Raw genomic sequence first — 12,645 nt, forward strand, 5'->3', positions numbered from 1 at the left:
AAAGGCGGCAACCTTTTCCCCTGGGGCGGCGACCACTCGGCGGACCATCCCCCGCATGGAACGGATCGCCGCATGAGTGAGCAGCAGCAGAGCAGCAGGGCCCAGCACCGCAGAAGCCGGAAGGCACTGGGCGTCGGGGTGCCGCTGGCGCTGACCGCCGCCGGGACGCTGGCGTACGGCTCGGTGTTCGGGCTGGGCGAGCAGGAGCAGGCCGCCGCGGCCACCGCGCCCGCCTGGGCCACCGCCACGGCGGACGGCTTCGCCTCCGTCAACGCCCTGGGACAGAACGGCACTTACGGCGGGCGGGACGGCCGGACCGTGACGGTCAGGACGCTCGCGGAGCTGGAGAAGTACGCGACGGCCGCGGAGCCGTACGTCATCGTCGTGGCCGCGACGATCAACATGGACCCGGTCGGGAAAGAGATCAAGGTCGCCTCCGACAAGACCATCGTCGGGTCCGGCACGTCCGGGCACATCGTCGGCGGCGGGTTCTTCCTCGGCACCGGCGTGCACAACGTGATCATCCGGAACCTGACCATCCGGGACTCGTACCAGGGCACCTGGAACGACAAGGACCACGACTTCGACGCGATCCAGATGGACGGCGCCCATCACGTCTGGATCGACCACAACGACCTGCGGCACATGGCCGACGGGCTCATCGACGTCCGCAAGGACAGCACGAACATCACGGTGTCCTGGAACAAGCTGAGCAACAACAACAAGACCTTCGGCATCGGCTGGACCGAGAACGTGGTCACCGACATCACGGTCCACCACAACTGGTTCCGCGAGACCGAGCAGCGCAACCCGTCCACGGACAACGCGGCCCACGCGCACCTGTACAACAACTACCTGGAGGACCAGTCCGGCACCACCATCACCTCCTCCTACGGCAACTACTCGCGCGGCAGGACGAAGATGGTCCTGGAGAACTCCTACTTCCAGGGCTTCAACAACCCGGTGACCAGGGACAGCACGGCGGCGGTCGTGCAGCGCGGGAACACCTTCGTCGGCACGAGCGGCCGTAACGAGAGCGGCGGTACGGCCTTCGACCCGAAGTCGTACTACGCGTACACGCTGGACAGGACGGCGGACGTGCCGGCGCTGTTGAAGTCGGGGGCGGGCCCGAGGAGTTCCATCGGCACGACGACGAGCACCCTGGCCGCGGTGGCCACGACGCTCACCGTCGCCAAGGACGGCAGCGGACAGTACTCCACCGTCCAGGCCGCCGTGAACGCCGTACCGGCGAACAACGCCTCCCGGATCGTCATCGCCGTGAAGCCGGGGACGTACCGCGAGACGGTGAAGGTGCCCGCGAACAAGCCGCACGTCACGATCCAGGGCACGGGCGGCAGCCGTAAGGACACGGTGATCGTCTTCAACAACGCGTCGGGCACGCCGAAGCCGGACGGCTCGGGCACGTACGGCACGTCGGGCAGCGCCACGGTGGCCGTGGAGGCGGACGACTTCCAGGCCCGCAACCTGACGATCGAGAACGACTTCGACGAGGCCGCGAACCAGAGCCTGAGCGGCCACCAGGCGGTGGCCCTCCGGACGGCCGCGGACAAGGTCTACCTGGACTCGCTCATCGTCAACGGCGACCAGGACACACTGCTGCTGGACACGGCGGCCGCGGACAGGCTGGGCCGGGTGTACGTGAGGAACTCCTACATCACGGGCAACGTGGACTTCATCTTCGGTCGCGCCACGGCGGTGATCGACCAGTCCGTCATCACCCTGAAGAAGCGCTGGAACGGCACGTCGGCGGGCTATGTGACCGCCCCCAGCACGGCGGCAGCCCGCAAGGGCATCCTGATCAACCGCTCGGCGGTGAATGGCGACGTGGCGGCCGGCACCTTCTACCTCGGCCGCAACTGGCACGCCGGCGGCGACGCCACCCTCCGCCCCCAGACGACGGTCCGCAACACCACCCTGAGCGCGGCGATCAAGTCCACCCCCTGGTCCGACATGGGCGGCTTCTCCTGGAAGAACGACCGCTTCGCCGAGTACAAGAACACCGGCCCGGGAGCGGGCCCGGCAAGCAGCGACCGCCCACACCTCACGGACACCCAGGCAGCGGACCAGGAGATCACGGACTGGCTGGGCGACTGGACGCCCGCGTCGGGCCAGTGATGGAGAAGGAGGTCGTGCCCCGACGGATCAGGCGTCCAGCAGCGTTCCCGGCAATGCGAACTGTTGGGTGCGGCCTGTCGGTAGGTCCACTCGTGTCACCGTCCGCTCGGTGTAGAGCAGCCAGCCCGCAGCCGTCGGCGTGAGCGCGAGGGACGCCCCCACTCCCTCGACCCGTACGCGGTGGAGTTCGTCACCGGTGGTGGCGTCGATCTCGATCAGCTCGGTGTCCTCTTCCGTGGCGGCCGCGATCACGATCGAGGAGTCCGTCGCCACCACCGCGTCCGGGCGGCCGGCTGCGACCGAGACCACCGTGGCGGTTTCCGTCCGGGTGAGCGTCACGTCCGGCCTTCCCGTCCCGCCCGAGGACGTCGGCGATCCCACGATCACCGGTCGGCCGGACGGGCAGGCGAGTTCCGTCACCTCCAGGTCTCCGGGCGTGGGAGCGGCTTTGGCCACGCCGTTCGCCAGGTTCGCCACGACGACCTCGGTGTCCGTGGCCAGGCACAGGGTGTCCGTGCCCGGATCGGAGGCGGCCAGGCCGATGGTGCCGGGGATGCTCAGCTCACGGCGTGTGGTCCAGTCGGACGGGTCCTTGACCAGCACACTGCTCGCGTCCGCCCGGTCCGGCAGCCCCGCCACCTCCGCGACCAGGCTCCGGCCCGGCAGGACGCGACGCAGCCCTCCCTCGCCCGCCATGCCGTCCAGCGCGTGATCCGCTCGGTTGACCACGTATCGACGATCCGGCCCGCCGTCGTCTTTCGGGACGCTCACCAGCCATCGCCCATCGGTGAGTTCGACGATGCTCGGACTGACCGCGGCCGAGTCGTCGGCCTGTTGGGGAACCACCGCGAGACTTTCCGCCCGCGCCCGACGGGCGTTGATCCCGACGACCGTCACCAGCCCGTCGACCCTTGCCAGGGCGAACGTCGTCGCGCCGTTCCAGTCATGCCCCAGCTCCACCCCGCCCGGGCCGGCGCACGCCGCCAGCACCGCCGTCGTGCTCAGCGCGGCCAGTAGGCGCAGAGGACGCGTCGTCCCAGCCATCGTGCGGCTCACCAGTCCCTCATCGCGTCGGTCGGCGCCATGGTCGCCGCCCTGCGTGCGGGGAGCAGCGCCCCGGCCATCACCACCGACACCGTCAGGCCCACAAGCAGCAGGAAGGTGCCCGACGACGGCAGCGGCACCCGGTCCTCGACGTAAGGCGCGAGGTCCGCGCTGCGGCGCAGCACCGCCGCACCGGCCCCGCCGAGTACCGCGCCCAGGACGGCGCCGATCAGCGCGGCGACCGCACCCGCCAGTGCCATCTCCGTCAGGAGCATGGCCAGCACCGTTCTCGTCCGGAATCCGACCGCCTTCAGAATGCCGATCTCTCGCGCCCGGCGTCGCGACAGCGCACCCGTCACCGTGACCGCGCCCGCGAACGCCAGTACTCCCAGCACCCCCAGCAGCACCTGCCCGGCCACCTTGACCAGCTCCAGCACGGCGGGCAGCGCGTCGAGCTGCTGGCGCAGCGTGACCGCCGGATAGCCCAGCTCCTGCACGGCCCGCATCACCACCGGTACGTCCGCCGCGGTCCGTGCGACGACGGTCAGCTGGTCGTAACCGATGCTGCCGAGATAAGCGCTCTCCGGCTGCCCCGACCGCCGCGCCGCCCACGTGATCACGGTGGAGTCGGCCGCGTACGCCGCGTCCGGGCCGTCGATTTGCCAGGACGGGTCGTAGACGCCGACGAGGCGGGCCTTGCCGGTGACTCCGGTGCCTTCCCCCGGTCGTACGTACCGGATCGTCTCCACCTCGATCTCGGTGCCCACCAGTCTGCTCAGGTCCACTCCTTGAGAGGCGGCCGGTGCCACGATCTCGCCTGTTTTCAGGGGGAAGAGCTCCTTGCGCACGGACTTGGTCACGGGCGGAGGGACTGCGGGACGGTAGGTCGTCGCGTACAGCAGGGCGGTGGCGCCGGCCTCGCTCGCCACGCCGAACGACACCTGGGCCCGGTGCTGCACCGACACGACGTGCGGCAGCTTCGCCAGGCGGGCCGCCGTACGGTCGGTCAACTGCGGGGTGCCGGGTCGCCCTTCGGGGCGGTCGACGGTGATGCTGCGGTTGGCCGCGCTCTCCCGGACGCCGGTGTCCGTGACGCTCTGCGCCCGGTCCGCGATGCCCAGGGCGCCGAGGCAGACGGCCGCGGCCACGGCGACCAGTGCCATGAGCCCGTACAGGCGGCGGCGCAGGGCGCGAACGTTGGCCACCGCCAGTGCGAAGACACTCATGCGGCGCTCCCCTCGGTCACCAGCGCGCCGGCGTCGAGACGGTGCACGACGTCCGCCGCCTCCGACACGGCCTGGTTGTGCGTGACCAGCAGTACCGCCCGCCCCTCGTCCGCCAGTTCTCGGAAGAGTGCGAGAAGCATCCGCTCGCCGCGGGTGTCGAGGTTGCCGGTGGGTTCGTCGGCCAGCACGACCGGCGGGTCGTTGATCAGCGCGCGAGCCAGCGCGACCCGCTGCTGCTCCCCTCCCGACAGTTCGCCGGGGAGGTGGTCGGCGCGCTCGGCGAGCCCGACCCGGCCCAGAAGGCTCCGGGCGCGTGCGTCGCCTTCGCTCCTGCGGCCGAGGTACGGCAGCACGACATTGCGCAGGGCCGAGTGCTGCGGCAGCAGGTTGTACGCCTGGAAGACGAACCCCAGCCGGGATCGCCGCAGGTCGGCGAGGGCGGAGTCGCGGAGGCCCGAGGTGTCCGCGTCCCCCACGAAGACTCGGCCCTCGTCCGGCGGCGTCAGCAGCCCCAGGATGTGCAGCAGCGTGCTCTTGCCCGACCCCGAACGGCCGACGAGCGCCGACACCTGCCCTTCCGGCACGGCGAGTTCGACATCGCGGAGGATGTCGACCCTCTTTCCGCGCAGGGTGTAGGCCTTGCCCACGCCCTCCGCCCGCAGCAACGCGCTCACCGGCGTGCTCCCGTCCTGTGTTCGTTTCCTGTTTCTCCCGGGCCCCAGCCCATGGCCCCGCGCAGTTGCCGGTCCAACGTCCACACGCCCCAGGTGGTCTTGAGGTCGCAGGCAGGGTCTCCGGCGCCCACCTGGTACAGATCGGGCAGGCCCGGACAGCCCCGGTACGGGGTGACGCCGCCCCGGAGAGCGCCGCGCAGGGGCGCGTCCAGTGCTCCGCCGAGGAGCGCGTACGCCCTGACGACCAGGGTGTAGTCGTAGAGGGAGGCGAAGCGCTCGGGGTGCAGAGCCCACCGCCGCAGATCTGCGGCGCCGATCCGGAAGGGGCCGCGCGCCCGTTGTCCGATGTCGGACAGACCCACGACCACCGTGGCCGCCGCCACCGTCGCGTCCGGCGTGCTCGGTTCCCACGGCCGGACGTCGGGGCTGCCGATGTCCGCGCCGGCGTCGGCGCAGTTCAGGGCCGTGCGCTGCCACTGGGTGGCGTTGTGCCGGGTCACGATCCCGGGCAGCAGCACGCTGTCGGAACAGAGCAGTCGGGCGTCCTCGCCGGTGTCGCCACCCGCGAGCCTGCGCAGGGCCGCCCGGCTGAGACGTTCGGTTCCGTCCTGGCCGGCGTTGCCGGACCTCTCCTCGTGGTCGAGGGCCGCGAGGAGGCGGGCGTCTCTGCGGGGCCAGCCCGCGACGGCCCGCAGTCGCTCGACGAACACGGAGGCCTCCGGGTTGCCGACGTAGGCGGCGGGGTCTCGCACCGTCCCGTCGTCGAGCCGCTCCTTCTCGAGCCGCCGCACCACGGGTGCGAACGCCGCGCCGGACGCACCGGCCGCCTTGAGCACGTGCGTGAGCGAGTAGAGCTGTTCGTACGGCAGGGTGTCCGCGCGCTCCCGAAGCACCGCCTCCCAGGTCGGCCGGTCCACGTCAGGCCGTCGGCCGGCCGCCTCCTGGACCAGGACGTAGTGGTACGTGTCGTTGAGCCGGTCCGCTCGGCCGCTGGGTGTCAGAGCCGCCCAGTCGCCGGTGCCGGGAGCCGCGATCGAGGTGAGGGCCGCGGGAACCGGCTCGTCGAGCAGTCGCAGCGAACTCGCCAGCGCGGCACTCCGGTCGAGTGGCAGGTCCTTCGAGGCGCGCGAGCGCAGCCAGCGGACGGTGCCGGCCCCGGTCGGCGGCCGACAGATCCCGCAGCCGCCCGAGGGCTTCGAGTACGTCGAGCGCCGCCCAGGTGGCACCCAGCCGAGCCGCCACCGTGTCGTCGCCGAGCGCGGGGTCGACGTACCAGCCGCCCTTCGCCCTGAGCTTCCGCACGGCCCGTGCGTCCCCCGGGCCGAGCGCTTCCGAGGCACCGGCCCGCCGCAGGGGGACCAGCCAGTCACGGCCCCACAGCGGCGACGCCGCCAGAGCATCCCGGCGCAGCGCCGCGACCCGGTCCGCGGACGCGCGCGTCCTGGGGCTTCGGCCCAGCTCGGACAGTGTCCGCAACGCATAGGACTGGGCCTCGGGAGGTGCGGGCTGCTCACGCAGGAAGGGCGGGTAGTGGTAGCCGTTCTGCGCGCTGACCAGCAGCTCGAACTGCCCGGCCGCAGGCCCTCCCGGCGGTCTCACCTGCTCGGTGCCCGACGCGCACGACGTGAGCAGCGCGACGGCCACGACCAGCCCGGCACGGCTCAGGAGGCGCCCGCGTAAGCGCACTTCTCGCTGACCTTGATCGCGCCGGTCACCTGCGCCGAGCCACAACTGCGGGTCGACACGTAGAGAGTCGACTTGCTCGGGCGCATCTGACCGTAGGTGTCGGAGATGCTGGCGCGGGTGTTCTTCCAGCGCACCACGCCCAGGGACTTGCTGACCATGGTCAGCGTGGCCTCGGGGTTCTTCGAGATCGTGATGGTGACGCCGACGCCGTGAGCCTTCAGCTCGGCGCGGTTCTGGATCCACTTCGCGCGCCTGGGGTTGGTGCCGGACATCTTCGTCGACGCCTTCCAGTCACAGGCGTTCGCGTAGAGCGCGCAGTGCCAGGCGTTGATCACGATCCTGTTGCCGCCGGGCAGTCCGACGGAGGTGGCCGCGGAGGTCGCGTGGGTGGGGGTGGCGGAGAGCACCAGAGTCGCGGCGGCTAACGCGGCGGCAGACCCGTGCAGCAAACGTGTACGCAGCTCCTTGTTCACGGAGCGTCTCCCTTGAGGTCCAGGACGACGGGCCTCATGAATACCGGGAGACGTTCCCGCAGCACATCTCGTCGATCATCACTAAGAGTGAACGACCTGCAAAAACACCCCTCAGGTGTCACGCAAGCGACGCCGGCTGACACGCCCTGAGGACCAACGTGCCCTCCGTCGACGCCGGCCCCGCCAACCGCGCATACGCCCCACCCCTCCCCACCAACTCCCCATGCGTCCCCGTCTCCACCAAGCGGCCGTCCTCCACCACCAGGATCCGGTCCGCGTCCGGTGCCAGGGTCAGGTCGTGGGTGATCAGGATGGTCGTGCGGCCCGACATCAGGCGCCGCAGGGGGCGGATCACCTGGTGGGCGGCGAGCGCGTCCAGGCCCGCTGTCGGTTCGTCCAGGATCAGGACCGGGGAGGCGCGGAGCATCGCCCTTGCTATCGCTATGCGTTGCAGCTGGCCTCCCGAGAGGGCCGCCGTGCCGGGGGCAATGGGGGTGTCGTAGCCCGCCGGGAGGGACGTGATGAAGCCGTGTGCCGCAGCCGCCCTCGCCGCCGCCTCGATTTCGGCCTCCGTCGCGTCCTCGCGGCCGCACGCCATGTTCTCGCGGATCGTGCCGGTGAGGACCAGCGTCTCCTGGGGGAGCAACGTCACCTGCTCGCGCAGGAAGTGCAGAGGGACGTCTGTCAAGGGGACGCCGTCCAGGCAGATCACCCCCTGCGTCGGGTCGTAGAACCTCGTCAGGAGTTTCGTCAGCGTCGACTTTCCCGCGCCGCTCTCGCCCGTCACGAGGACCAGTTCGCCCGGGGACGCCGTCAGCGTCATGTCCTGCAGAGCGGCGGAGTCGGCGCCCGGGTAGCGGAACGACACCCCGTGCACGCTCAGCCGGCCCCGTACCGGCCACGCCCCCACCGGTTCCGGCGGGTCCGTCACCGCCGGGCTCTCGTCCAGGATCTCGCCCAGCCGCTGCGCGCCCGCCGTCGCCGCCGTCAGGGTCAGGCCCAGTTGGCCCAGGCTCCGCACCGGTGGGTACAGGTACCCGATGAAGGCCGCGAAGGCCAGCAGCGAACCCAGCGTCATACGGTTCGCGGAGATCTCCCAGACCCCCACGCCGATCACCGTCAGGACGCAGAGCGTCTCCACCACTTCCACGAACTGTTCGTACAGCTCGCTCAGGCGCGCTCCCCGCACCGACGCCGTCATCCAGGCCCCGGCCTCCTGGTCCAGCCGCTTCGCCTCGGCCTCGCCCCGGTTGTACGCCTGCGTCAGCACCACGTTGCCCAGGGACTCCTCGACCACCGACGTGATCGCCCCGTCCGCCACCCGTTCCGCCCGGGACGTCGAGCGGATACGGCTCGCGAAACCCCTGGCCGCCAGGAGGAAGAGAGGAGCGAGGACGAACGTCACCAGGGCCAGGTCCCATCGCAGCCACAGCGCCGCCGCCGCGTAGAACAGCGCCGAGAAGGCCGCCGAGAAGGTCCCGACCGCGCCCGTCACCACCATCTGTTCGATGGCCTCGACGTCTCCCGTCAGGCGTTCCACCAGGTCGCCCCTGCGGTGCTGCTGAAAGAAGTGCGGGGGGAGCTTCTGAACGTGGGTGAACACCTGCGCGCGCAGCCGCCGCACGAACCTCTCCGCCGTCCAGGTCGCCAGTGAGTTGCCCGCGTAGCCGACCGCCGCGCCCAGGACCGCCACGGCCAGCCACTGCCCCGCCGGGGCCCAGAACGCCGACAGCGAGCCCGCCCTCAGGGCGTGATCCGTCAACTCGGCGAAGAGCAGGATCGAGGCCGTTTCGGCGAGGGCGGACAGCATCACGCACAGCAGAATCACAGCCAGCCAGCGCCGGTCGCCTCTCGTCAGCGGCCAGAAACGGGCGAAGGATTCCTTGATCTCCCGCATACGCGCATTCCTCTCGGACATGGCCGAGGCGGGGCCCGGAGAGGGAATCTCCGGGCCCCGCCTCGTGGCGTCGGCCTCAGCCCTTGTTACCCACCGGACGGCGCTTCTGGGTCTGCTTCTTCGGCGCCGGCTGAGCAGCGCGCTTCTTGGCCGGGGCGGCGGGCTTGCGGTTCTTCTTGACCGGGGTGACCTTGTGGAAGCTCATCGGGTTCTCCTTTTCGCTTTCATGTCGTCCGCGGCTTTCGCTTTCGACATGGAAAACATTACGGGACCCGGAAGCGGGAAATCGCCAATTCTGGTTAGAGGTCTATTAATAGCCGCTGAGATTGGATTTCAGGTAACCCCGGGAACCATTCCCCGATTCACACAGGATTTATTACGGGAATTCCAGGCCCGCCCCGGCGAGACGCACCCTGATCCCGTCCTCCTCCACCCGTACGTCCGTCAGCCGCAGCTCCCCGCCCGGCGGCGGCTCGGGGAGCCGGAAGCCGAGGGAGAGGCGGTCCGCCAGGGCCGGGCGGGTCAGCCCGGGCAGTGCCTTCATGAGCCCCGGGTCCAGGCCGAGGCGCCGCAGGACCTCCGGATGCTCCAGCGCCAGGTCGATCAGGTTCACCCGCATCGCCTGCTGGACGAAGCGAGGCGTTCCCGTCAGCTTCGACAGTTCCGCGTCCGAGCGCAGCGCCTCCCGCACCGCCGGTTCCGGCAGCCCCAGCCTGCGCACCACCGACGGCACCGACAGCAGCGCCTTCGCCTTCCGCGTCTCCTTCGCGAGGCGGGCGGCGGTCCCCCGCTTCAGGTGCAGGCCCTCCGAGGCGCCGGTCCCGGGGCGGTACGTCGCCAACTCGCCCACGTCCAGCCGTATGCCGCCGATCTCCGTGGCCAGGCCGCCGGTGCCGTCCCTCCCGATGCGCGCCTGCGCCCGCAGCCGCAGATCGTGCCCGGCGACCGGCAAAACGCCGCGCGCCAGCACCCGGTCGGGGCCGTCAGCGCTGAACTTCACCTGGGACGCGCCCAGTTCACGCCCGAGATCCGCGAACGACAGCAGCACGTCGCCGTCCATCGACGGAACGCGCAGGCCGCGGAGCGAAAGACCGTCCGTGGACAGCCGTACGCCCGAGGCCGTTGCCGTCACCTTCGCCAGGCTCACCCGGTCCGCGGCCACGTCGGGGACCGTCACCCGCACCGACTCGAGCCGCTCATCCGCGAGTTGGGTGAGGAAGGGGAAGCCGCCGATCGACACCTCCGGCGCGGCCGTCAGGTTCATGCGGTCCTTGAGGGCGTCCGCGGCCCGGTGCTCGGCGTAGAGCAGGGCCCAGCGGTCCGCGAGAAGCAGGAAGGCGGTGACGGCCAGGAGGCCGATCACCGCCTTCGCCGCGAGCGGCAGACCCGCGAGGCGGCCGCGGCGGCGTCGACGCCTGCCGCCACGGCGATGGTTGGGCGGAGCCCAGGGCTCCTCGGTCGAGTCGTCCTCCAACGCCTCGTACGAGAAATGCTCGCCTACGTGCGGGGGATGCGTGTCTACGTGGTGGGGGGTACGCATCGATCCATCCGACCATGCGCACCGGCCCCACCCGCAACCGTTACCCCTCGTTTGCGATTCAGCTCACGATCGTGATCCGGTTCGCCGCCGGCGGCGCGATCGGGTTCGTGGCCGAGGAGTTCGCCGTCAGGTACTGCTCCAGCGCCGTCAGGTCATCCGTGCCGACCAGGTCGTTCGTGCCCTGGCCCAGGGTGGTGAAGCCGTCGCCGCCGCCCGCGAGGAAGCTGTTGGTCGCGACGCGGTAGGTGGCCGCCGGGTCGATCGCGGCGCCGTTGAGCAGGATCGAGTCGGTCACCACACGGTCGGCGCCGGTCTTCGTCATGTCCAGCGTGTACGTCAGACCCGCCGACGGCTGGAGGATCTTCGGCGCGCTCGCGTTCGATCCGCTGACCTGCTCCTTGAGCACCTGGATGAGCTGGGCGCCGGTGAAGTCCTGGAGGTTCACCGTGTTGGAGAACGGCTGGACCGTGAAGCCCTCGGCGTAGGTCACCACGCCGTCGCCCTCACTGCCCTTGGCCGCGTAGGTCAGACCGGCCCGCACACCGCCCGGGTTCATCAGCGCCAGGTCGGTCTCGGCGTCCAGCTGCTTGCCGTACGCCAGCTGCGCGTCCGCGATCAGGTCGCCCATCGGGGACTCGGTGCCGGTGCTCGGGACGTCGGCGGAGATGTAGCCGATCGCGCGGTTGCCGATGGGCGCCGCGAGGGTGTTCCACTTGGTGATCAGCTCGGTCATGTCGGTCGCCTTGGCGACGTCCCGGGTGACCACGTGGTTCGTCGACTTCACGGCCGTACGGGCGATGTCACCCGTCCACCGGTCGTACGTCAGCGTCGTGTCCGTGTAGAGACGGCCGAAGGAGGCGGCCGAGGTGACCGTGCGGGGCTTGCCCGACGGGTCGTTGATCGTGCAGGCGTAGGCCGCGTGCGTGTGGCCGGTGACCAGCGCGTCGACCTGCGGGGTGATGTTCTTGGCGATGTCGACGATCGGACCGGAGATGCCGTCGCCGGCGCCCGGGGAGTCACAGTCGTAGTTGTACGACTGCGAGGCCGGGGCCCCGCCCTCGTGGATCAGCGCGACGATCGACTTCACGCCCTGGCGCTGGAGCTCCCGGGCGTACTTGTTGATCGTCTCGACCTCGTCCTTGAACTTCAGGCCCTTGACGCCCTCGGCGGAGACGACACCCGGGGTGTCCTCCAGCGTGACGCCGATGAAGCCGATCTTGACGTCCTTCTTCTTCCACACCCAGTACGGCTTGAGAAGCGGCTTGCCGCTCTTCTCGTTCAGCACGTTCGCCGCGAGGTAGGGGAAGTCGGCGCCCTCGAACTCCTCGTCGGTGTAGCAGCCGGCCGTCTCGTGGCAGCCGCCGTACTGGAGGCGCTTGAGCTCCGCCGGGCCCTCGTCGAACTCGTGGTTGCCGACGCTCGTGACATCGAGGTCCAGTTTGTTCAGCGCCTCGATGGTGGGCTCGTCGTGGAAGAGGCCCGAGATCAGCGGGGAGGCGCCGACCATGTCACCGCCGGCCGCGGTGATGGAGTACTTGTTGCCCTCGCGGGCCTGGCGCAGGTGGGTGGCGAGGTACTCGACACCGCCCGCGTTGATGGTCTGGGTGGTGCCGTCCTCGTTGAGGTGCGTGACCCGGCCGGAGGAGCCGGCCGGCGGCTCCAGGTTGCCGTGCAGGTCGTTGAAGGACAGCAGCTGGACGTCCTGGTAGCGGCTGTACGAGCCGCCCTTGCGGTCGCCCTCGTCCGCGGTCGCCGTGGCCGGCAGCGCGGCGGCCAGAGCGCCGGCGGTGGCGAGGCCCGCCGCGGCGGTGAGGATGAGCGTCCGGCGTCCGCGGCGGTGCCGTTGCTGCGTGGACATGGCTGGCATACGCCCCCCTGTGAGTCGTACGAAGCGGAAGAGAAGTCATGTGAGGGCGGTTGATCGCCCCGGCGCAGCCTAGAGTCAACGCGCGTAGCGCGGAAGGTGGTT

10 protein-coding genes are annotated in these 12,645 nt (G+C 70.5%); 1 reads left to right on the top strand and 9 read right to left on the bottom strand.

All coding sequences use genetic code 11. From position 1 onward, the window contains the following. The first annotated feature begins 72 nt into the window (after positions 1 to 72). Complete coding sequence (locus tag AC068Z_RS15365) at positions 73 to 2,136, top strand: pectinesterase family protein (RefSeq protein WP_478555253.1); 2,064 nt, start codon at positions 73 to 75, stop codon at positions 2,134 to 2,136. Positions 2,137 to 2,163: 27 nt separating this feature from the next. Here AC068Z_RS15365 and AC068Z_RS15370 read toward each other — a convergent pair whose 3' ends face one another. The 9 genes from AC068Z_RS15370 to AC068Z_RS15410 form a co-directional block, all read right to left on the bottom strand. Then, complete coding sequence (locus AC068Z_RS15370) at positions 2,164 to 3,192, bottom strand: hypothetical protein (protein ID WP_478555255.1); 1,029 nt, start codon at positions 3,190 to 3,192, stop codon at positions 2,164 to 2,166. After that, positions 3,189 to 4,406, bottom strand: a complete 1,218-nt coding sequence (locus AC068Z_RS15375; RefSeq protein WP_478555257.1) for an ABC transporter permease — start codon at positions 4,404 to 4,406, stop codon at positions 3,189 to 3,191. Before AC068Z_RS15375 ends, AC068Z_RS15370 begins: the two co-directional genes overlap by 4 nt. After that, positions 4,403 to 5,080 (bottom strand): ABC transporter ATP-binding protein, encoded by a 678-nt coding sequence (locus tag AC068Z_RS15380; RefSeq protein ID WP_478555259.1) that lies wholly within the window; start codon positions 5,078 to 5,080, stop codon positions 4,403 to 4,405. The genes AC068Z_RS15375 and AC068Z_RS15380 overlap by 4 nt, the downstream gene beginning before the upstream one ends. Further along, positions 5,077 to 6,306 carry a hypothetical protein gene (locus AC068Z_RS15385; RefSeq protein WP_478555261.1) on the bottom strand — a complete coding sequence of 410 codons (1,230 nt, stop codon included), beginning with the start codon at positions 6,304 to 6,306 and terminating at the stop codon, positions 5,077 to 5,079. Before AC068Z_RS15385 ends, AC068Z_RS15380 begins: the two co-directional genes overlap by 4 nt. A 435-nt stretch (positions 6,307 to 6,741) precedes the next feature. Continuing rightward, positions 6,742 to 7,239, bottom strand: coding sequence for a hypothetical protein (locus tag AC068Z_RS15390; protein ID WP_478555263.1), 498 nt, complete (start codon positions 7,237 to 7,239; stop codon positions 6,742 to 6,744). 118 nt (positions 7,240 to 7,357) lie between these two features. After that, a complete protein-coding gene (locus tag AC068Z_RS15395; protein WP_478555265.1) occupies positions 7,358 to 9,136 on the bottom strand; it encodes an ABC transporter ATP-binding protein in 1,779 nt (592 codons plus the stop codon). Positions 9,137 to 9,212: 76 nt separating this feature from the next. Continuing rightward, positions 9,213 to 9,341, bottom strand: a complete 129-nt coding sequence (locus AC068Z_RS15400) for a hypothetical protein (RefSeq protein ID WP_478555267.1) — start codon at positions 9,339 to 9,341, stop codon at positions 9,213 to 9,215. 171 nt (positions 9,342 to 9,512) lie between these two features. Further along, the gene (locus tag AC068Z_RS15405; RefSeq protein WP_478555269.1) at positions 9,513 to 10,676 is read right to left on the bottom strand and encodes an LmeA family phospholipid-binding protein; all 1,164 of its coding nucleotides are present in this window, start codon (positions 10,674 to 10,676) and stop codon (positions 9,513 to 9,515) included. Between the two features lie 58 nt (positions 10,677 to 10,734). Continuing rightward, a complete protein-coding gene (locus tag AC068Z_RS15410; RefSeq protein WP_478555270.1) occupies positions 10,735 to 12,543 on the bottom strand; it encodes a bifunctional metallophosphatase/5'-nucleotidase in 1,809 nt (602 codons plus the stop codon). Positions 12,544 to 12,645 lie beyond the last annotated feature (102 nt).

The organism is Streptomyces sp. NPDC043726, assembly GCF_056436565.1.